The sequence below is a fragment of the Acetobacter malorum genome (genome assembly GCF_002153605.1).
GTDB lineage: Bacteria > Pseudomonadota > Alphaproteobacteria > Acetobacterales > Acetobacteraceae > Acetobacter > Acetobacter malorum_A.
Window position 1 is genome coordinate 35,665 of sequence record NZ_JOPG01000003.1, and the last position, 21,557, is coordinate 57,221.

General features: G+C 56.5%; 17 protein-coding genes and 1 tRNA gene. 7 read left to right on the forward strand and 11 right to left on the reverse strand.

Features of this window, described 5'->3' with window-relative positions:
- Window positions 1-51 precede the first annotated feature (51 nt).
- The 6 genes from cydC to HK23_RS01625 form a co-directional block, all read right to left on the reverse strand.
- Window positions 52-1,746 carry a thiol reductant ABC exporter subunit CydC gene (gene cydC, locus HK23_RS01600; protein ID WP_086652636.1) on the reverse strand — a complete coding sequence of 565 codons (1,695 nt, stop codon included), beginning with the start codon at window positions 1,744-1,746 and terminating at the stop codon, window positions 52-54.
- 1 nt (window position 1,747) lies between these two features.
- Complete coding sequence (gene cydD / locus HK23_RS01605) at window positions 1,748-3,469, reverse strand: thiol reductant ABC exporter subunit CydD (protein ID WP_086652637.1); 1,722 nt, start codon at window positions 3,467-3,469, stop codon at window positions 1,748-1,750.
- A gap of 132 nt (window positions 3,470-3,601) precedes the next feature.
- Window positions 3,602-5,272, reverse strand: coding sequence for a sensor histidine kinase (locus tag HK23_RS01610; protein WP_086652638.1), 1,671 nt, complete (start codon window positions 5,270-5,272; stop codon window positions 3,602-3,604).
- Between the two features lie 106 nt (window positions 5,273-5,378).
- Complete coding sequence (locus HK23_RS01615) at window positions 5,379-5,534, reverse strand: NepR family anti-sigma factor (protein WP_231558340.1); 156 nt, start codon at window positions 5,532-5,534, stop codon at window positions 5,379-5,381.
- Between the two features lie 140 nt (window positions 5,535-5,674).
- The gene (locus tag HK23_RS01620) at window positions 5,675-6,247 is read right to left on the reverse strand and encodes a sigma-70 family RNA polymerase sigma factor (RefSeq protein ID WP_063908419.1); all 573 of its coding nucleotides are present in this window, start codon (window positions 6,245-6,247) and stop codon (window positions 5,675-5,677) included.
- 99 nt (window positions 6,248-6,346) lie between these two features.
- Window positions 6,347-6,778 (reverse strand): sigma-70 family RNA polymerase sigma factor, encoded by a 432-nt coding sequence (locus HK23_RS01625; protein ID WP_231888486.1) that lies wholly within the window; start codon window positions 6,776-6,778, stop codon window positions 6,347-6,349.
- A gap of 209 nt (window positions 6,779-6,987) precedes the next feature.
- Between HK23_RS01625 and HK23_RS01630 the strand changes: the two genes are divergently transcribed.
- The 4 genes from HK23_RS01630 (at window position 6,988) to HK23_RS01650 (ending at window position 10,743) form a co-directional block, all read left to right on the forward strand.
- On the forward strand, window positions 6,988-7,737 hold the full coding sequence (locus HK23_RS01630; protein ID WP_086652639.1) for a response regulator: 750 nt from the start codon (window positions 6,988-6,990) through the stop codon (window positions 7,735-7,737).
- Window positions 7,738-7,781: 44 nt separating this feature from the next.
- Entirely contained in the window at window positions 7,782-9,605 is a 1,824-nt protein-coding gene (locus HK23_RS01635; RefSeq protein ID WP_086652640.1) for an ABC-F family ATP-binding cassette domain-containing protein, read from the forward strand.
- A 56-nt stretch (window positions 9,606-9,661) separates the two neighbouring features.
- Window positions 9,662-9,736, forward strand: a tRNA-Val gene (locus HK23_RS01640).
- Window positions 9,737-10,134: 398 nt separating this feature from the next.
- On the forward strand, window positions 10,135-10,743 hold the full coding sequence (locus HK23_RS01650; RefSeq protein ID WP_086652642.1) for a glutathione binding-like protein: 609 nt from the start codon (window positions 10,135-10,137) through the stop codon (window positions 10,741-10,743).
- An 82-nt stretch (window positions 10,744-10,825) separates the two neighbouring features.
- Here the strand turns inward: HK23_RS01650 and HK23_RS01655 are convergent, their stop codons facing one another.
- On the reverse strand, window positions 10,826-11,545 hold the full coding sequence (locus tag HK23_RS01655; protein WP_062140383.1) for a response regulator transcription factor: 720 nt from the start codon (window positions 11,543-11,545) through the stop codon (window positions 10,826-10,828).
- A gap of 149 nt (window positions 11,546-11,694) precedes the next feature.
- On the opposite strand from HK23_RS01655, the gene HK23_RS01660 reads away from it, so the two are divergent.
- Complete coding sequence (locus HK23_RS01660; protein WP_086652643.1) at window positions 11,695-12,210, forward strand: L,D-transpeptidase family protein; 516 nt, start codon at window positions 11,695-11,697, stop codon at window positions 12,208-12,210.
- Window positions 12,211-12,226: 16 nt separating this feature from the next.
- On the opposite strand, the gene HK23_RS01665 is transcribed toward HK23_RS01660, so the two are convergent.
- The 4 genes from HK23_RS01665 to mntR all read right to left on the reverse strand — a co-directional run bounded on the left by HK23_RS01665 (window position 12,227) and on the right by mntR (window position 17,589).
- Window positions 12,227-14,053, reverse strand: a complete 1,827-nt coding sequence (locus tag HK23_RS01665) for a cation:proton antiporter (RefSeq protein ID WP_086652660.1) — start codon at window positions 14,051-14,053, stop codon at window positions 12,227-12,229.
- A gap of 112 nt (window positions 14,054-14,165) precedes the next feature.
- Window positions 14,166-15,482 carry an RsmB/NOP family class I SAM-dependent RNA methyltransferase gene (locus tag HK23_RS01670; protein ID WP_086652644.1) on the reverse strand — a complete coding sequence of 439 codons (1,317 nt, stop codon included), beginning with the start codon at window positions 15,480-15,482 and terminating at the stop codon, window positions 14,166-14,168.
- A 9-nt stretch (window positions 15,483-15,491) separates the two neighbouring features.
- Entirely contained in the window at window positions 15,492-16,970 is a 1,479-nt protein-coding gene (gene guaB / locus HK23_RS01675; RefSeq protein ID WP_063908422.1) for an IMP dehydrogenase, read from the reverse strand.
- A gap of 139 nt (window positions 16,971-17,109) precedes the next feature.
- On the reverse strand, window positions 17,110-17,589 hold the full coding sequence (mntR, locus tag HK23_RS01680; protein WP_086652661.1) for a manganese-binding transcriptional regulator MntR: 480 nt from the start codon (window positions 17,587-17,589) through the stop codon (window positions 17,110-17,112).
- 170 nt (window positions 17,590-17,759) lie between these two features.
- Here mntR and HK23_RS01685 point away from each other — a divergent pair, with 170 nt between their 5' ends.
- A complete protein-coding gene (locus tag HK23_RS01685) occupies window positions 17,760-19,115 on the forward strand; it encodes an Nramp family divalent metal transporter (protein WP_086652645.1) in 1,356 nt (451 codons plus the stop codon).
- Between the two features lie 369 nt (window positions 19,116-19,484).
- Window positions 19,485-21,515: a TonB-dependent receptor gene (locus tag HK23_RS01690; RefSeq protein WP_086652646.1), complete on the forward strand. Its 2,031-nt coding sequence runs from the start codon at window positions 19,485-19,487 to the stop codon at window positions 21,513-21,515.
- Window positions 21,516-21,557 lie beyond the last annotated feature (42 nt).

Genomic DNA, 21,557 nt, shown 5'->3' on the forward strand with positions numbered 1-21,557 from the left:
AAGCCAACTCTTTTCGCGCTCTGCGCATCGTAAAGCATCCCGGTCCGCAGCTCAGGCCGCTGCGGCCGTCGCAACCCCACCAGACAAACGCCAGATCCGGTCCAGTGATTCCACGCCAGTCAGACGATGTGCAATCAGGATCACGGTGCGGCCTTTTGTCACAGTGTTGAGGGTACGCAGAAACTCCTGCTCTGTTTGCGCATCAAGGCCGGTGGCTGGTTCATCCAGAATCAGGATGGGAGCCTGTGTCAGCAGGGTTCGGGCCAGTGCGATACGCCGCCCCTGCCCGCCAGACAGTTTGATACCCCCTTCACCCAGCCAGGTATCCAGCCCGTCCGGCAGGGTTTTTACCACGTCGGCCACGGCGGCCTCTTCCAGCGCTTTCCACAGATCATCTTCCGTGGCGTCCGGGCGGCCAAGCAGCAGGTTGGCACGAATGCTGTCATCAAACAGATGCGTGGCCTGAGACAGCCACGCCATGCGCCGACGCAGGGAGTCCGCTTTAATGTGGGAAATCTCTTCTCCACCCAGCGTGATGCTGCCCGCTTCCGGCGCCGCGGCTTTAAGCAGCAAGGCCGCAAGGCTCGATTTCCCCACACCTGAGGGACCAAGGATGGCGACCCGTGTGCCTGCCGGGATATCCAGTGTCAGCCCATCAAACACCAGCGGCCGATTAGGCGCCCAGCGGAATTTCACACCTTCAAGATGAATGTGGGTATCTTCTGGCGCGTCTGTCTGCGCCTCAGGCTGTGTAGTGTCAGGCGTGCTGACGGCCACTTCTACCACGCGCCGTGCGGCTGCACCCATCACACCGGCCTGCAAGCCGGCGCGGGTCAGCGCTCCAGCACTTTCAAAAGAGGCCACAGTCAGGAACAGGATACCGACAGCAGCGAGTGCCGAAATATGCAGAGAAAATGCTCCGGCAGCAGCCAGCAGAACCAGAAAGATTGCGGCCTGTCCGCAGAGAAAGGCCGAGGCATTGGCATAGGCTGACCGACGCGCAAGCCGCATCTGACCAGCAAGCAGAGTGGCATCATCTGCCTGAACATGGGAGAGAATGCGGCCTTCTGCGCCAAAAGCGCGAATTTCCCGCAGGCCGCCCACCAGATCCAGAACCCCAATGCGTAAGGCTGCGAGGTTTTTCCCCAGACGCTCACCCTCTGCCTGACCAGACTGAGCAATCAGGTAAGGCACGAGAAATGCGGAGCAGGCAAACAGCACACCCACGAGTGCGCCCAGCACCACACTCTGCCGACCCAGTTGGATGACCAGAATGGGCAGCGTCAGGCACGCACAGGCAAACGGCACCAGAATGCGCAGATACAGACCATCCAGTGTGCCAATGTCTGAAACGAGGCGGGAGAGCATATCCCCTGCCCGCCGGAACCCAAGCCCGGCAGCTGCACCCTGTGCAAGAGAATGGAAAAACCAGACACGCAGATCAGCCAGTGCCCGAAACATGGCATCATGCGCAAAAAGGCGCTCCGCATAGCGCAAAATGACGCGCCCACCACCAACCCAGCGTAACAGGGCTGTCGTGATGACCACTTCCCCCAGCACGCTACTAGCTAGCCGCAGCCCGGAGGCCTGCATCAGCACCAGCCCAAGGCAAAGGGCGATGAGTGCCAGCATAACGCCAATAAGCAGCCGGGGAGCCTGCCGATGCCAGAGGCCCAGAATGCGCAAGATGGCCTGGCGATCCGTCAGTGCCGGTGTGCCGTCTTCTGTCTGATCTGAAGTTTTCATCTCACGCAGCTCCCTGCCGTGCCACAACGCGCCCCATTTGCAGATCCACACGCCGTCCGTTGAACATATGGACGGCGGCGGAATGGGTGGCGAGAACAACAGTCCGACGCAGCGCCAGACGTTGCAGGCTTTCAAAAACGCTTTTCTCTGTGGCCGGATCCAGATGAGCTGTTGGTTCATCCAGCAGCAAAATGGGGGCGTTTTTCAGATAGGCACGGGCAATGGCAATACGCTGGGCCTGACCACCAGAAAGGCCAAAGCCCCCTTCCCCAATCCGTGTTTCGAGACCATCGGGCAGAGACGGCAAAAACTGGTCCACGGCAGCCGCTTTGACGGCGGCCATCAGATCCGCCTCATCCGCATCCGGGCGCGCAAACAGAATATTGTCTTTCAGCGTGCCGGCGAACAGAACAGGCTTCTGGCCAATCCATGAAATCATGCGGGACAAGGAATCCGGGACAATACTGTCCAGCGGCGCTCCGTTAAACCGCACACTCCCACTATCCGGCTGGATGAAGCCAAGTAGCAGTTCCATAATGGTCGATTTACCAGAACCGGAAGGACCCGCCAGAATCAGCGTCTCCCCGGCGGGAACGGTAAAGCTGACATGATCCAGCGCAGGACCACGTGCCGGATCCCACGTAAAACAGACATCTTCCAGAGACACCATCACGCCAGACGCATTAACGGTGCGTGCCCCGTCCGGTGAAGGACGGGGCTGAGCCTCTGGCAAATCGAGAATAGCTGTCGCTGCCCCCTGAGCATGAGCGCGATCCTGATAGGCCAGCGCCAGACCACGTAAAGGGGCAAAAAATTCGGGGATGACCAGCAGCACGAACAGTCCGCTGGTGAGCGTATAAGCCAGAGCCGGGGAAACGCCCCCTGAAAGCAGCGCCATGGCCTGCTTGCCGTCCATAATGGCGATCAGCACCAATGCAACAACCATAGCGCAATCAATGGAGGCGGAAGACAGAAACGCAACGCGCAGAATTTTCATGGTGCGCTGGCGCAGTTCCTCGGCAGCCTGTCCCAGTCGTTCTGTTTCATCATCCGCGCGGCCTGCCAGAACAATGGTGGCAATCCCTTTCACACGGTCCAGAAAACGGGCCTGAAGGCGGGTCATTGCCAGAAACTGGTTGCGGGATGCCACGGCAGCGCCAATACCGAACAGAGCCTGACCGAATGGCACGGCAGCGCCACACAGGCCGAGCACCAAAGCTGCTCGAGGCTGAACGAAGGCTACCGGTAGTAAAATCAGAAGAGGCGCGGCAATCCATAAAACAGAGGCCGGCACCCAACGGGCAAAAAAGCCGTCCAGAGCTTCAATACGATCCACAGCGATTGTCGCCAGCTCGCCGCTATGGGTTTTACGGAGAAGTGCCGGGCCACCCGTCAGGATCGAGGCCAGCACCTCACCGCGCAACCTGCGCCGGGCGTCAATTCCAGCCTTAGCTGCGGCTGTATCGCTCAATGCCATAATAAGGGCACGAAGGAGCGCTAACCCTGCAAAAGCCAGCACAGGCCACAAGGCAAGCGTTTGTGCGCTGCCACCCGAGACAAGGCCAACGAGGGCATGTCCGAGAACGGTTGCTACACACCATGCCTGCCCGACACCCAGTAGACTGGACAGCAGCCCGAAAACTACAACAGGTCGCGCTGCCTGACGCCCCAGACGCGACTGTGTCCGCGTCCAGCCACGTATCGCTGCTTTGTCACCACTCATAAACTAGGCATTTATACCGGACAGCGAAGGACGCAAACACCTAAGGACGCCGCTCCCTACTGCGGGCAGAGCATAGCGCCCATGCCGGGGTGTCTGAGCCTCGCGTTTTTTCTGTATTAAAAGAGACTTTTTTCACTCCCTGATCAGCGGAAATACAAATTTATAGACAGTCCCGTTTTCCCCGCTGCGGGAGAGTTGAGCATTAAGCTGCCGGGCAAATCCACGGATCAGTTTTCGGCCAATCCCATGCCGTTCTCCCGGCGTGTCCTCATCAAAACTGCATCCGATTCCATCATCTGCAATCGTCAGGGTCACAATCTGATCCACCAGACGCAGCGCGACGGAAATGGTACCTCGTCGCCCATCCGGAAAGGCGTATTTGATGGAGTTGGTGACAATCTCGGTCATAATCAGCGCCAGAGGGACTGCCTGATCCGGGTTCATCCGGAAGTCATCGGATTCAACTTTGAGCGTAATCCGCCCCGTTTCCCCTTCCCCCGCAACATGTAACGTTTGTTCGCACAGCTCCCGCAGGAAGCTGGCCATATCCAGACTGTCCAGCCGATCTTCCGCATAAAGGGTTTTGTGCAAGGTGGCCAAAGCCCGCACCCTGTCACGTGCCAGAGCAAATTCTGCCCGGACCTCGGGATGAGAAATCCGGCTCGCCTGCAAGTTCAGCAACGACGCCACAATCTGGAGATTATTTTTTACCCGGTGGTGAATTTCACGCATCAGCAGTTCCTGATGCGCCATTGCCTTGTTCAGACGGGCCTCGTGCCGGCTCAGTCGGCGAGTGGCGCGGGTAAAAGCTTGCCCTAGGCGCTGGAGTTCCAGCGGCATGGCGCGGGTGATGCGGGCATCAAAAACCCCCTCCATCTGCCATTTTTGCACGGAATAGGTCAGGCGGCGCAGCGGCCAGACCAGAACGATGTTGGCAGCCAGTGTCACGCCAATCAGGCCAGCCACGAGAAGGATCATTAAAGCCGAAATTTCCAGCACCATCGTGCGCAGCGCATCGGCTTCACGCGGCGTTCTTTGTGTTGCCACCAGAATATCGGCCCCACCAGCAATCGCCCCCAGCGCATAGCCTCCTTCCGAGGTAGGTATGGAGACAACCGAGCCCTCACTGGCATCAAGCTTCTGCTGCAACTGACGCACCACAGCGGCGGAAGGTGGCACCCAGCGGCAGTCCGTACAGACGGAAGACAGCGTTCCATCCTGATTGATCAACCAGGCCTGAAGCGGATTACTCTCATCAGAAAACGCCTGCCAGCCAGCACTGTTGGCCAGATAGGCTGCCTTTCTGGATAATTGCAGGATACCGACCAGATAGCCGCGTGTTTCCGGAATGGAGAGAAAAATTGCCGGAACCGTAATGCGCAGGAACGTTCCCTTGGAATCGGGATTTCCATCTTCCTGCACGGCCTCCAGCAAGGTTCCCTGAAAGGAGGGAGCTGGTTCTGTGACACCGATATTCTGGCAACCACTACCCGGCGGCGAGACGGTCTGGATAAGCTGCCCGTCGTTATCCAGAATACCCAGAAAACAGTACCGCTGCCCGCTCATGGTCTCAGCCAGACGCAGGGCATGGCCAATCTGTTCCGGGGTTAGCCCCATTCCACCAATGGTTTCCAGCGCACTCCGCAGGCGGTCCGTATCGTGCCTGAATTGCAGGTCCAGCCGCGCAATAGCCGTGGCAGCACGCTGAGCGCTGCCAACCATCAATTCATTATAATTATGAAGGGCCAGAACAGTGCTGATTGCCAGAACGGGGATACCCGATAGGCAGATTAGCACCCGCATCCGCGCACTGGTGGTTGCGAAAATGTGGCCCAGTCCGGATAGCAGGGAGAGGAGGACATAGCGCACTGAGCGCCACTGCCGCCTCCCCTTCACCTGCTGCTCGGGACTATTCTCCGCGATCTTCTTCAATGAGCTTCAGCAATTCTTCAGGAATAGGCTCGTTCGCCACGTCATCGAAAAGCTGGTGCAGCCCGCGCTTTAACCAGAGATCAAAGGCCTGATCTGACGTTGTTTCTGGTTTTTTTCGTGGCTTTTTATCCATCGTCTTGCCCATCTGGCGGCATTGCTGCACTCGGCCGGATGGAAAGGTCACATCGTCCGCGTAAATCGTCATCTGACATGCCCAAGCCGCTCAGTCTCTTCCGCTTCTTTGGTGGGCTAATGCCCACCCATTCGTATTATTCAGACAGCCTTAGAAGCGTTCTGACTGTCCTGCTGGCCCAGCTTGCGGCGCAGGGCTGCTGCCTGTGCTTTAAGCCGTTCATTACCAACATGCTCTTCACCCGTCATCCAGGCTTCAAGCTGCCGTCTTGCACGGAATACACGACTTTTGGCGGTACCAACAGCGCACCCAGCAATATCAGCCAGTTCCTGATAGCTCATTCCTTCCAGCACACCCAGAACAAGAGCTTCCCGCTGGTCGTCTGGCAGACGTGCAAGAGCTGCATCAAGGTCTTTCAGAACAATCCGGTCTTCATGCGGGGCGTTCGTCGCCAGGAAGGAGGCTGGCATATCATCAATATCTGTAGTGTCACGCTTCTTGCGCAGGTCCGAGATAAAGCGGTTGCGCAGAATGCGGTGCATCCATGCTGCAAAGTTTGTGCCCGGCGCAAAGCTGTTCTGGGCAGCAAGCGCATTGCAAACGGCATCCTGCACCAGATCTTCCGCTGCCGCGCGATTGCGGGTGAGAGCGAGAGCCTGAACGCGCAGTTTAGGGAGAATACCGATAACCTGATCGTGGAATGAAACTGTCATGATCTTTTTCTCCGCCTTTTGCATTGTCTTGCAGGGTGAATGAATGGCGGAGAAGAAAGGTTACATGGATTTCTAAAAAAATTTGCGTCACGTTTCTGGTCACGCTGACGGCTCATCCGCCGCGTCCGGATTTTCCACAAGAGATTGCAACTGTGTACGGGCGCGGGAGACACGGGTTTTCATAGTGCCAACCGTTACACCACAGACCAGAGCGGCATCCTCATACGTCATCTCCTGCGCGCCAATCAGCACCAGAGCTTCCCGCAGGAGCGGAGAAAGACGCCATAAAAAATGGTCCAGTTCCCGGATGGTCTCCCGTTCCTGTGTCGGGGAGCGGCTTTGCGTCACCCGATCAGGGCTTGCCGCGTAATCGCTCAGGACTTCCCGCTCCCGGTTGCGATTCCTGGCGTGTTCCAGAAAAAAATTTCGTAAGATGGAAAAAAGCCACGCTTTGAGGTTGGTGCCCGGCATGAACTGTTCTGACTTGCTGAGCGCTCGCAGAACCGTTTCCTGCACCAGATCATCCGCCAAAGTGGCGTCTCTTGCCAGAAAACGGGAAAATGCGCGCAGCGACGGAACTAACGCTAACAGCTCTGTGCGAGAGAACGATGTCGTGGCAACATTGTCAGAATGTTGTCGGTCCCGAATCAGAACACTTCCCCTTTTCTGCAAACGATGACACATGTCACCGTTACGGTCGTGCTTAATCTAAGCCCTACTCCACGCGAAGGAGCCTTGTCATGCCAGAGTCGCTGCGCAGCGCTTTAATTCAGGCGTTACCCTACGGCAGGCGTTATGCCCGCGCACTGACAGGGAGCCAGCCCAGGGGAGATCTGCTTGTTGCGGAAAGCCTGCGGACCCTCACCACGAGCCGCCCGACAGATGATCTGCCTTCTCTTTGCAGGCTTTATCAGGCGATTTCCAGGCATTTTGCAACGCAGCCGGAGAACGATGGGCCGGAGCATGGCCTCACCATCGTGCAGCGCCAGCTCCTTCTGCTGACAACACTGGAAGAAGTCTCCCTGGACATGGCGGCCAGAATTGTCGGGCTCTCGAGCAAAGACGCTTCTGAAGACCTTGAAAGTGCCTATACCTATCTCAAGACAGGTATCCAGACATCCGTCCTGATTATTGAGGACGAACCGATTATCGCCATGGATATTGAAGATCTCGTGCTGCAATGCGGGCACAAGATTGCAGGAGTAGCCCACACACAGGCCGACGCCATTCGGCTGGCGCAGGAAACGCGGCCCGGCCTGATTCTGGCAGATATCAATCTCGGTGCTGGCGGCGATGGCATGCGCGCTGTGGCTGAAATTACCAAAAGCCACTCCGCTCCGGTCATTTACGTCACCGCCTATCCTGAACGTCTGCTGACAGGCGAAACGTCCGAGCCCAGCTTTGTTATCACCAAGCCATTTGAACCTCTGACGCTGGCTGTTGCCACGTATCAGGCCGTCAGCAATCAGGCTCTCGCGCGCTCAACGTAAGATAGCCTCTTGCGTCCGCAGGCGCTGTGCCACAGAAACAGGGAATGGCTCCCCCTCTCCTTCTCCTCCAGGACATTACTCTCACGCTTGGCGGAAATCCTCTGCTCGATAAGGCAGGTTTTTCTGTTTCAGCGGGTGAGAGGCTCTGTCTGGTCGGCCGTAATGGGTCCGGCAAATCCACTCTCCTGAAAATTGCGGCAGGCGTTATCCAGCCTGACTCAGGAACGCTGTTTCTGCAGCCCGGCGCCACCCTGCGTTATCTGCCGCAGGAACCGGACCTGTCCGGTTACGCCACAACAGGCGATTATGTGCTGGCACAAATTACCGACCCTGCCTCGGAATGGCGGGCTGCAGCCATGCTGGACGCACTAGGGCTGACCGGAAAGGAAAACCCGGCCAACGTGTCCGGTGGTGAAGCCCGACGCTGCGCTATTGCCGGTGCACTGGCATCTGCTCCAGATATCCTGCTGCTTGATGAGCCCACCAACCATCTGGACATGCCAACCATTGAATGGCTGGAGCGTGAACTTCTCAGCCTGAACTGCGCCATGGTCATTATCAGTCATGACAGGCGGCTGCTTTCCACCCTCTCCCGCTCGGTTGTCTGGCTGGATCGCGGCATGACCCGGCGTCTGGACCAGGGGTTCAGTCGGTTTGAAGCCTGGCGCGAAGAGATGCTGGAGCAGGAAGAGCGCGATGCGCACAAGCTGGACCGGCAAATTGCGCGAGAAGAAGACTGGATGCGGTATGGTGTGACAGCCCGCCGCAAACGGAATGTGCGTCGTGTTGGTGAGTTGGCAGCTCTGCGGGCAACCCGACGAGAGGCTGTCCGCGCACAGGGCACAGTGACGCTCAATGCTCAAAGTGCTTCCACGTCCAGCCGTCTGGTTGCCGTGGCGGAAAATATTAGCAAATCGTGGGGTGAACGCTGCATTATCCGCAATCTGGATCTCCGTGTGCTGCGCGGAGACAGACTTGCAATTGTTGGGGCCAATGGGGCTGGCAAAACAACCTTGCTGCGGCTTCTCGTGGGACAGGACCAGCCCGATAGCGGCACAATTGCTCTGGGGCCATCACTCTCCATGGTCACGCTGGATCAGCAGCGCCGCACATTAGACCCTGAGAAAACACTCGCTGACACGCTGACAGGCGGCGGTGGTGACATGGTGCAGGTCGGTACCGAAAAGCGCCACGTTATTGGCTACATGAAGGATTTTCTCTTCAAACCGGAGCAGGCTCGCACACCTGTGGGTGTTCTCTCAGGTGGGGAGCGTGGCCGCCTGATGCTTGCCTGTGCGCTGGCACAGCCTTCCAACTTGCTGGTGCTGGATGAGCCGACGAACGATCTGGATCTGGAAACCCTCGACCTGCTTCAGGAAATGCTCGCCAGTTATGACGGCACTGTCCTGCTGGTAAGCCATGACCGTGATTTTCTGGACCGTGTCGCCACCTCTGTTCTGACCACAGAGGGTGACGGAATCTGGACGGATTATGCTGGTGGATACAGTGATATGCTGGTCCAGAAAAAAGGCGGCATCGAAGAAACTGTTGCCTCCGAAAAACCTGTTGTCCGATCAGCCCCGTCAGCCAGAGAGACATCAGGCGCTTCTCGGGTCCCAGCAAAAAAGCTGAGCTACAAGGATCAGTTTGCGCTGGATAATCTCCCTAAGGAAATGGAAAAGCTGGAGCGGGACGCTGAAGCTCTGCGCACTAAACTAGCAGATGCTGGTCTGTATAGCCGGGATCCGAAGCTCTTCCAGAAATACAGTGCAGACCTTGAGAAGATTGAGGCGAAACTCGCTGAATCTGAAGAAAAATGGCTGGAACTGGAGATGAAGCGCGAAAGTCTGGCTGCCGGGGAAAATTAATTGCTTTCCCGGCTTGCCAAGCCCCCACTGCTCAGCTAATAGGATCCCCACAAACCGGGTGCGTAGCTCAGCGGTAGAGCATCGCCTTCACACGGCGGGGGTCACAGGTTCAATCCCTGTCGCACCCACCACGATAAACCGCAGTTTTCTGCGGGTCTTGCGTGGCTTCCGGTTGTTATTCAAAAATAAACACATTAGTCCGATTTAGTTCGTAGTATTGGCCTTTGGCACGAATAAATCTATGCCAGACCCGTACCGTTTTTTTGCGATTTATTGTGACAGGCATCACCTTCATCTCCCGGATCAGGATTGCGAGGGTATTGCACGCATATTCGCATCGGCTTGCGTATTTCATCCTTCGCATGTCGTAAAATTTGCCTAAGAACCATATAAACTGGCAGCCCAGAATATAGCGCAAGGCTCCCCTTCTTCTCACTCTTGCGGATTCATGCGACGCTTTTCGTAAGCAGGGTGAACGTTTCTGTGCAATCTGCTTTTCTTCGCAAACGTAGAAATAAAAGGTGTCACAATGAAGCTGTATTACGCGCCGGGCGCATGTTCACTGGCGGCACATATCGTAATGAACGAAGCAGGCTTGCCGCATGAGCTTGTGCAAGTGAACCTGAAAGAGAAAAAAACGGCCGATGGCCGGGATTATACAACCATCAATCCTCGGGGTGCGGTGCCAGCACTCGAAATTTCTCCGGGTGTTGTTCTGACGCAAAATGTTGCCGTCCTGACTTATATTGGCCAGCAATCAGACAATAAGGCTTTCCATCCGACGCCAGACACCACCGAATTTTACCGCCTGCTTGAAGCGCTGGGCTTCTGCGAAGATGTGCATAGTGCCATTGGCGCACTTTTCGCGCCGAACGTGCCAGATGTAACCCGGGAGAGATTGCAGGTCCTTATCACGCGGCGTCTTACTCAGGTTGAAGCACAACTTGCAAGCGGCACCAATGGCTACCTGCTCCCTACCGGGTTCACGCAGGCTGACGCTCTTATGGCAGTTATCCTGAACTGGACCGGGCCGCTGAAAATAGACATTTCTGCTTACCCTAAAGCCGTTGCGTTGCGGGATGCTGTCTTTAGCCGTCCTGCAGCTCAGAAGGCACTGAAGGAAGAAGGGCTGATCTAAAAGCTTCTGATTATTCAGCCAAAAAAAATACGGATCAGACTGCGATAGTCTGATCCGTATGAGATGATCGTGTCGCTACGAGTTAGTGTGCTGGTACTGCCGCTACTTCCGGGTTCAGGCGATAGCCACCCCCTTCTGTAATCAGCAGAGTAGCATTAGCGGGATCGGGCTCAATTTTCTGGCGGAGGCGATAGATGTGCGTTTCCAGCGTGTGTGTGGTGACCGCAGCATTATAGCCCCAGACCTCGTTCAAAAGCACCTGCCGCGGCACGGGGCGCGTGCCTGCGCGGTAGAGGAACTTCAGAATAGCCGTTTCTTTTTCCGTCAGACGGATGCGGCGGTTCTTCAGAGGTTCCTGAAGCAGCTTGGCGGAGGGACGGAACGTGTATGGCCCGATGCTGAACACCGCGTCTTCACTGTTCTCAAAAAGGCGCATCTGGGCACGCAGACGGGCCAGCAGTTCCGCAATCCGGAAAGGCTTGGCCACGTAATCATTGGCACCGGCATCCAGCCCACGAACAATGTCCGCTTCATCATCTGACCCGGTCAGCATGATGATGGGCATGCGCAGGCCGTCTTTACGCAGTTCGGCGCAGAAGTCACGTCCATCGCCATCGGGCAGGCTGACATCCAGCAGCAGGGCATCAAACCGGCTATCCGGCGCCTTCAGTTTTTCCCGCGCCTCAGCCAGAGACGCAGCTTCCTGAACCGTAAACTCCCCTTCAAGCTGCAATTGCTCAACAAGGGTCTGGCGAAGTATCCGGTCGTCATCAACAACCAATATTGGACGTGCACCCGTCATTGGGTTTTCATCTCCTCAGTGTCAGCCTTCTGGTCGGGCTGTCTCGTCTGTTCGTCTTCTCGTAAACTTGTCACGATTCCGCTCAGACCTCTAGTGTGAGCGTGCTATGCGACCTTCACGAAAAATCTGCGAACGGGCAATGTTTGACTATGATGATACACCTCCTGTCTGCTTCATACAGCGGTTCTGACGCACAACTGCATTGCGGACACAAAGTCATGAGCGCCGTAATTGGAAAGAACGGCCTGACTGACCAAAAACAGGAGGGCGATCATGCGACACCCATTGGTATTTTCGCTCTCAGAAAAGTGTATTACCGGGCAGATCGGCTGATAAAGCCGCAAACAATACTTCCGGCTGAACCACTTAGCCCTCATGATGGGTGGTGTGATGACCCGCAGAGCCCTGATTACAACCGCTTTGTGCGCCTCCCTCACCCAGCCCGACATGAGCAATTATGGCGGGAAGATCACGTCTATGATCTCATAGTCGTGATGGGATACAATGATAATCCTCCCGTCTCCGGGCGCGGTTCGGCCATTTTCATGCATTTACAACGCCCGGATCGTACCCCGACAGAAGGCTGCCTTGCCCTCAGCGAATCAGATTTGCGTGCCTTGCTGGCTGCCGGAGCAGATACCGTGCAGGTTCACGTTCCGGGTTGAAAAGCCAGTCTGGCGGTTATGAAGCCTCCTGTTCCGGTTCCGCCTGCACAGGCGGGACAAGAGCGATGACGCATTGTCCGACTTCCGGCTGAGATAGGGCTTCATCCTCAGCAGACACAATCGTCATGGAAACCCCCTTCTGCAAGACGATGACCACCAGAAGGTTACTGCTTTCCTGCAGGAGAGTTTCCTGATTCTCTTGCGTGACCTCAACGCTCCTGAACACCCACCCTTCCCGGATGAGTGTGTCCAGAAGTGTGAAGTTCCACGCAGGTTCCCCAAGCACCTTACCACGGGCATCCCGGCTCAGGCCGCGATACAAGTCCAGCCGGGCAATGCCAGGACTGACCTGATAAACACGCTGACGGCCGAAATGGGGGGCAAGATGGGCGCAGACCAGTCCGTTATAAATGGCGTCTGGCGTTGCGGCGATCAGATAATCTCCGGGCCGCTCTTCCAGACTTTCCGCCCCTTCTTCTGACAGAACTTCTGCTCTGAGCACGGGCACGCCAGCTTTCTCAGCCCTTTGCAGATCCTGACGCGAGTTATCGACCAGCAGGACGGGTGCGCCTGCCTGATGGACGGCAATGGCGAGACCCGTTGACCAGTCATTTGCCCCGACAATTGCCAGAGCCTGTTCATCCGACAAGGTCAGCTTCAGCCTGCGGCCAAGCGGACGCAGCGAGAAACCGTGTAGGATCATGGTAGACGCGATCACGGCAAACACGGCGGGCATGACCAGACCGGCTCCCGGATAGCCTGCATCCTGCAACCGCAGCCCGGCAATACCGGCCACAGCGGCTGCCACAATCCCGCGCGGAGCAATCCAGCCCACAAAGATGCGTTCTGCCCAGCTCAGACTGGACCCCATGGTTGCAAGGAAAATCCCCAGAGGCCGCACCAAGAACAGAACGGCCAGCGTCAGCGCGCCAATAGACCATGAAAGGTTGGAAAGCTGTGTCCGCTGGAGGTCTGCTGTCAGCAGCACGAACAGTACCGAGACAATCAGAACTACCAGAGATTCCTTCATCCGCTGGATTTCGGCCATGCCGGGAATACGCAGATTAACGAGCGCCATGCCGAAGACGGTGGAAGCGATCAGCCCCGCCCCGTCCATGGTAAGAGTGCCCAGCGCGAACAGAACAAGCGCAATGGTGATCAGAATAGAGCTTTTCAGCACTTCCGGCATCAGGTCCCGCACCAGAAGCCAGCGCACACCCAGTGCCGCACCAATCCCCAGTCCAATGGTCAGCCCGGCGCTGGCCAGCATATGCGGCAGAATGAAGCCGAAGAATGTGCCGGACCCTTCACCTGGCCGCATCAGCAGCACTTCCAGCACCAGCGTTGCCAGAATGGCCCCGACAGGGTCATTCACAATAGCTTCCCATCGCAGAAAGGCGGCTATTTTAGGTTGAAGCTTGGCACTGCGGAGCAAGGGCAAAACGACCGTCGGGCCGGTCACGACAATAATAGAGCCAAACAGGAACGCCGGCCCCCAGCCCATACCGCCAATATAATGGGCCGCCATACTACCAAGAATGAGATTGATCGGCAGAGCCACGAGGGTAAGGCGCAGAACCCCTTCCCCTGCTTCTTTCAGTTGCCTGAAGTCCAGTATCAGGCCGCCTTCAAACACGATAAGGGCAACCGCGAGGGATACGAGGGGGTGAAAGGCCGCCCCAATCATCTCGGACGGATGCAGGATTTCCAGCACAGGCCCATAAAGCAGACCAAGGCTGAACAGCAGCACAATAGCCGGCAGACGGAAACGCCACGCCGTCCACTGTGCAAGCATGCTGCCGCCCAGAACACAAAAGAGGAAGATCAGTACACTTTCACTCATGGGCATCCATCTTAATAAACCCTGCTCCACGCCTGTGCGTGACGCAACAGCAATGAATTATGCACAGGCTCAATAAGTTAGATACTCAATTCTTTGTCGAGCAGATCTACTCTTAAAGCTCTGCGGCCTCAGCATCCGGTTCCGGCTTGCGCTCCAGCACGGCAGCAAAAAATCCATCAGTTTCATTCTGATGCGGCGTCAGTGAAAACATGGAAGTGCCCCGCAAGGATTCAGGCAGCGCTGTGCTGTCTGACGGTACAAGCTGGAAATCCGAGTGACGAGTCAGGAAGGCCTCGACCTGACTGGCATTTTCTGCCCGCAGCACGGAGCAGGTGGCATAGACCATCCGGCCGCCCGGTTTGACGAGAGACGAGGCTCTGTCCAGAATTTCGGCCTGCTTGACCAGCAGTTCTTCCAGATCCTGTTCCGTCATCCGCAAGCGGGCATCGGGGTTACGCCGCCATGTGCCTGTGCCGCTGCACGGTGCATCAACCAGCACGCGGTCAAATGATTTAGCGCGACGCTTGGCCCATTTGTCACCGGCTTTCAGCAAATGCCGTTCCACATTATGCACCCCGGCGCGACGCAGGCGACGCACTGCACCATCCAGACGAACTTCAGACACATCGCACGCAGCAATATGCCCTTTGTTTTCCATCATCATGGCCATAGCCAGCGTCTTGCCACCAGCCCCGGCGCAGTAATCCAGCACGCGCATCTCCGGGGTTACCCCCATGATGGCAGCAACAAGCTGGCTGCCTTCGTCCTGAATTTCAATCCGACCGTCTTTGAAAGGCGTGGTGGACGTAACGGGCAGACGCCCGTTCAGCCGCAGGCCCCACGGAGAAAGCGGCGTTAAAATAGCATGCAGCCCTTCACGCCCCAGCGCATTCTGCGCATCCCGCCGGTTTGTGCGCAGGATATTAACACGCAGATCCAGCGTTGCAGGTTCGGAAAGAGCTGCCAGTTCGGCGTCCAGTTTGTCGCCAAATGTTTCTTCCAGACGGGGCAAAAGCCAGTCTGGCAATTCCAGCCGGACAGCGCGCGGCATATCCGCATTGTCCAGTGTGCCACCCGCCAGAGCGGCGACAACATCCTGCTCGGCATAGGTCAGCGCACCGGGAGCAAAGCGACCCTCAGCAAAGAGATCCGCAATTTCCCGCGCAGGCCAGCCTTTGAGCACAAGGTTGGCGGCAGCAAGAGTGCGAGGCGTAATATCGGCCCCGCATTTGGTCAGCCACCAGCCAAGCCGACGCCAGGCCCGCATGATCTCCCAGACCATGCCGGAAACTGCCCGACGGTCTCCCCCACCGATATAACGCCGTTCACGAAAAAAGCTGTTGGCAACGGCGTCAGCCGGTTTTCTGGGAGCAGCCTCCATAGCTGTCAGAAGATCAATGGAGGCACCCAGCCGAGCAGAAGGAGTCATAGGTAAGGTTCAGTCCCGACGATAGTTAGGGGCTTCACGCGTGATGGACACGTCATGAACATGGCTTTCACGCAGACCAGCACCAGTAATGCGGCGGAAACGCGCATTCTGCTGAAGGTCTTTGAGTTCCGGAGACCCGGTATAACCCATACCAGCTTTCAGGCCACCCACCAGCTGGTGGATAACGGCAGCCATCCCGCCCTTATAGGCAACGCGGCCTTCAATCCCCTCCGGCACCAGTTTCAGAGAGTCCCGCACTTCCTGCTGGAAGTAGCGGTCTGCCGAGCCACGCGCCATGGCGCCAAGGCTGCCCATGCCACGATAGGATTTGTAGGAGCGGCCCTGATAGAGGAAGACTTCGCCCGGAGCTTCTTCCGTGCCAGCCAGCAGAGAGCCAACCATCACGACATTCGCGCCAGCACCAATCGCCTTCACGATGTCACCTGATGTGCGGATGCCACCATCAGCAATGCAGGGCACGTTCAGTTCGCGGCAGGCAACAGACGTTTCCAGCACGGCGGAGAACTGCGGCACACCCACACCGGCCACAATACGCGTGGTGCAGATGGACCCCGGACCAATGCCGATTTTCACGCAGTCAGCGCCGGAGGCAATCAGCGCTCGGGCGGCTTCCGGCGTGGCGACGTTACCGGCGACAATCTGAATGTTGCTATCAAGGGCTTTCAGGCGCTCGACAGCCCGCAGTACGCCGGAGGAATGACCGTGGGCGGTATCCACCACCAGCACGTCCACCCCGGCTTCTACCAGCAGTTTTGCCCGGTTAAACCCGTCATCACCCACCCCGGTAGCAGCGGCGCAACGCAGGCGGCCAAGGCTGTCCTTAATAGCCAGCGGGTAAGCGACGGCTTTGTCCATGTCCTTGACGGTGATGATCCCGACGCAACGGTCGGCTTCATCCACCACCAGCAGTTTTTCAATGCGGTGTTTATGCAGGAGCTGGCGCGCTGTATCCGGGTCTGCACCGTCACGCACTGTCACCAGTCCGTCATGCGTCATCAGTTCGGAAACGCGCTGGTTCGGGTCAACCGCAAAGCGCACATCACGGTTAGTGATGATGCCGATCAGCTTTTGCGTGTCCGGCTCAACCACCGGCAGACCGCTGATGCCGTTGCGCTGCATGATTTCGCGCACTTCAGCAAGCGTCTGATCCGGGCCGACAGTTACGGGGTTAACCACCATGCCCGATTCGAAGCGCTTGACGCGGCGAACATGCTCAGCCTGTTCTTCCGGCGTCAGGTTTTTATGGATCACGCCAAGGCCGCCCTGCTGCGCCATGGCGATAGCCATCTGATCTTCCGTCACCGTGTCCATGGCGGCAGAAACCAGCGGAATATTGAGTTCAATGGAGCGTGTCAGACGTGTGCGAACGGACGTCTGGTTGGGGACAACCTCAGAAGCAGCGGGAACGACGAGAACGTCATCAAACGCCAAGGCTTCGGTAACACGGCTGTAGGGGGAAGAAGTCATACAACGGGAACCCTTGACCAGATTGCGATTGGGGGCACCCGACAGCAGAGTATCGCCGCAGGTCACCGACCATTGGCGCTTCCTCTTATGGTCTTGCAGGCCTAAAGGCAAGAGAAAGAGACATAAAATTGACAGGTTTTTAAAATTGCTGCGGCTTGAGTGTTCCGGTTTTTAAGGCCCGGCGGAACGCTTCCAGCGTTGCGTCACTCACAAAATGTTCCATGCCTTCTGCATCCAGACGAGCTGTTACGGCATCCACCCCAAGGGCCAGCAGAAATTCTTCCACCAGCTGATGCCGTGCCCGGACAGTTTCCGCCAGCGCAATACCGGCCTCGGTCAGAAACACACCACGGTAGGGTTTGCGGGTGACAAACCCCTCCGCTTCCAGACGAACGAGCATTTTAGCCACTGTGGGCTGCGAGACCCCGAGCCTGTCGGCAATATCAACCTGCCGGGCCTCCTGCCCTTCTGTCAGCAGGTCATCAATCAGTTCGACATAGTCCTCAATCAGAACATTACGTCTTGCTTCCCGTGCATGCCGAAAGCCCTCACTCTGGCTTTCAACATCAGGCATGACGGGCTGGCGTTCTTTCAACTGAGGATCTCCGCGTAACAGCATGGTGAGGGAGCTATAGCGAATTAGGAACCTCAGCAAAAGCATCTTCACACCCTGCTATCTCCTTCTCGGCACAGCACAAAAACGCAAAGACTTTACCTTATAGCCTATTGCATATTTCTGAGATCCGTTTCTAATGCTTCAAATCATTTTTCGATAAAGCCCTTAATCTCATGCCAGCCTCCCCGGTCTCACACCTCCGCACAGCCCTGAATTCTGTTTTTTCCGCACAGGAGAGCCGGCTGAGTCTGCCCGAAGCACACGCTTCCATTGCTGTGCCGGAAGGGGCGTCCAGACTGCGGCGTTTTCTGGCCTTTGTGGGGCCGGGTTACATGGTGTCCGTCGGGTATATGGACCCCGGAAACTGGGCGACTGACCTAGCTGGCGGCGCGCAGTTTGGTTTCACGCTGCTGTCCGTCATCATGCTGTCCAACCTGATGGCTATTTTGTTGCAATCGCTTGCCGCCCGGCTGGGAATTGCGACCGGGCATGATCTTGCACAGGCTTGCCGGGCCTATTTTCCGCGCAGTGTGAACATTCTGCTCTGGCTGGCCTGTGAGGTGGCGATTGTTGCATGCGATCTGGCGGAAGTAATTGGCACCGCGATCGCGCTCCAGTTGCTGTTCGGCATGCCGCTGCTTCTGGGTGCCTGTCTTTCTGCGCTGGATGCCATTGTGCTACTGTTGCTGATGCGTCTGGGCTTCCGGTGGCTGGAGGCGTTTGTCATGGCGCTGCTCAGCCTGATTGCCGTGTGCTTTGCCTTCCAGATTGCTGCGGCAGCCCCGCCAATTGCGGCCATCATGAAGGGCTTTATCCCCTCCCCGGTTATTCTGACCAACGCGCAGATGCTGTATGTGGCCATTGGCATCGTCGGGGCGACGGTCATGCCGCACAATCTCTATCTGCATTCCGCGCTGGTGCAGACCCGCACCTATGCGCGGACGTCTGCTGGCCGACGGGAGGCTATTCGCTGGGCCACGCTGGACAGCACCATAGCCCTGATGCTTGCCCTGTTTGTGAATGCGGGCATCCTGATTGTTGCTGCTGCGGCTTTCCATACAACTGGACATCAGGACGTTGCGGAAATTGATCAGGCCTACAAGCTGATTTCTCCTCTCCTCGGCCTTGGGATTGCCTCCACGCTATTTGCCGTCGCTCTGCTGGCGGCAGGCACCAATTCGACCGTGACCGGCACACTGGCCGGGCAGATTGTCATGGAAGGGTTTTTGCACCTCCGCATGGCGCCCTGGGCACGACGGTTGCTGACAAGGGGGCTGGCTATCGTGCCGGTTATTCTGGTCACGCTGCTCTGGGGTGCAAAAGGCACCGGAGATCTGCTGGTGTTGAGTCAGATCGTTCTCTCCATGCAGCTTCCCTTTGCGGTCATTCCGCTGGTCTGGTTTGTCTCTGACCGTCAGAAAATGGGAGAGTTTGCGCTTTCCCGCCCTGTCTCACTCCTTTCATGGAGTGTGGCGGCCGTGATTCTGATCCTGAATTTCAAACTGCTTTACGACACGATGTGCGGATAACCCATCCCGCACCCTCGCCCTTCTGTCTGCTTCCTTCTGACTTTTTTACCTGTGAAAGAGACGCACAAAGTGTTTCAGTTCAACCTTAGATATAGCAAATGCTATGATAAAATCATATTTGTTCATTCTGATGCTAAGGGTAAATTATATCCGGCTTTGTCTCGCGCCGTAAAATCGGCCCCTTATGCGGCTCTGGTGGTTTGGTGCACCGTTCCCGTTGCGCAGAGCTGTGCGGAAACTTTGCCTCTCGTCCACGCCGGTCAAAACAAAACATCGGGGCATCTGAAAGCCCCGGCTTTCCCCTCCGGTATCCTGCCTGCATCAGGGCAACATACAGAGACACAGGAACGACGGACGCCACAACGCCAGATGGACGTCGCGGCAGGAAAAACAGAATCTGTCACGGTCCACGCAGCGTTCAACTCAGCGCGGGCGCGTATTGCGCCTAACCTAGGGGCCGTCGCCTACCGCATGGGGCAAGCGCAGATCAATACGACACCGGGCGGAGAGAACGCGGCCTTTAATCAGGTCTTGCTCCGCATGCCTGGCGTGGTGATGGATTCATTTGGGGAGGAACATGTTCGCGGCGAGCATGGCGGTCTGACCTACCGGATTAACGGTGTTCTGTTGCCGGAAGGTTTGAACGGGTTTGGCCAGGAACTGGACACCCGGATTATTGACTCTGTCACACTGATGACAGGCACCCTGCCCGCGCAATTCGGCTTTCGGACTGCGGGGATTGTGGATGTGACGGCAAAGTCCGGAAACTCTCTGAATAATCGGGAAGTCTCTCTGTATGGCGGCAGCTATAATAGTTTTAACCCGTCTTTTCAGGTCGGCGGCACAAAAGGGCAATGGGAGTATTTTGTTTCAGGGTCGTTTAACCGGAACAATATCGGCATCGAAAACCCAACCCCGGCTTTTCGTGCCACTCATGATGTGACTGAGCAGGGAAAAGCTTTTGGTTACGCGTCTTACCATTTTGATGACACAAGCCGCATCAGTCTGCTGACGAGCGTTTCGGATGCAAATTTCGAAATCCCCAACGCAGCCGGGCTTCCCAAGCTATACGCCATTCAGAATGTGGGAGATGTTCAGTCTCAGGACGTGAATGACCGACAGAATGAGCAGAATTACTATGTGGTTCTCTCTTACCAGAAAACCGGGCAGAGGCTGAACTACCAGATCTCCCCCTATTTCCGGTATGGCGGCATTCATTACACGCCGGACCCGGTGCGGGATATGGTCTTTCAGGGCGTGGCGGAGAAGGAAAACAATACCTTCACCACGGGCGGTCTTCAGTTCGATGCTTCGTATGAAGCCTTCACAGCGCACACCATCCGCTTTGGCGTGCTGGGGCAATATACGTCTGAAAAATTGTGGACGCGCACAGATGTCCTGCCGGTTGATGAGACTGGTTTCCAGACTTCCACGAACCCGGTCTCCATTCAGGATAATACCGGTAACTGGGCAGCAGAAGCTGGCGCTTATCTTCAGGATGAATGGAAGCTGCTAAAAGGCGTCACGCTGAATTACGGTGTGCGATATGATCGGTTTGAATCCTCTTTCGATCATGAAGGGCAAGCCAGCCCTCGCGCTAACCTCGTCTGGGAGGTTGACCCGTCCACGACCGTACATTTTGGCTATTCACGCTATTTTGCCCCACCAACAGCCCAGTATATTGGCCAGTCTACCCTGCTAAAATTTGCGGGAACCACCAATTCCCCTGAAAATTTCAACGCGACAGCCACCAAGGTCGAGCGGTCCAATTACTTCGATATTGGTCTGTCGCATCGCTTCCCACAGGGGCTCTCCATCACCGTGGATGGCTTTTACAAACAGGCCAGAAATCTTGGAGATCTGGGGCAGTTTGGGCGCGCCGTTATTTTAACGCCCTTCAGCTACAGAACCGGCAAGGTTTACGGTGCGGAATTTGGCGGGAACTACCATTACAAAGGCCTGACGGTTTTCGGGAATTTTTCCTTTGTGAACACCGCCGCCAAGGACGTGAATTCGGCGCAGTATCAGTTCCCGGCAGACGAGCTGGCTTATATCAAAAACCATGCCATCAAGCTGGACCATGAAGGTGAATTTACATCCAGCGCTGGGGCATCGTATGGCTGGGCAGGTAACAAAGCCTATGTGGATTTCCTTTACGGCTATGGTCTGCGCTCAGGCTTCGCCAATACTGGAAAGCAACCCAGCTATCACATCATCAATATTGGATATGAGCACACCTTTAAAAATATCCGCCCCCTTAAAGGGCTGAAACTGCGCATGGATGTCATGAACCTGTTTGATGAGCGCTATCAGATCCGGAATGGCAGTGGTCTGGGGGTTTTCATGTCACAATATGGACAACGCCGGGCCGGATACCTGACAACTGTGATCCAGTTCTGACCCCGCGCCAGTCAGGGTGACACAAGCTCTCAAACGATTGAT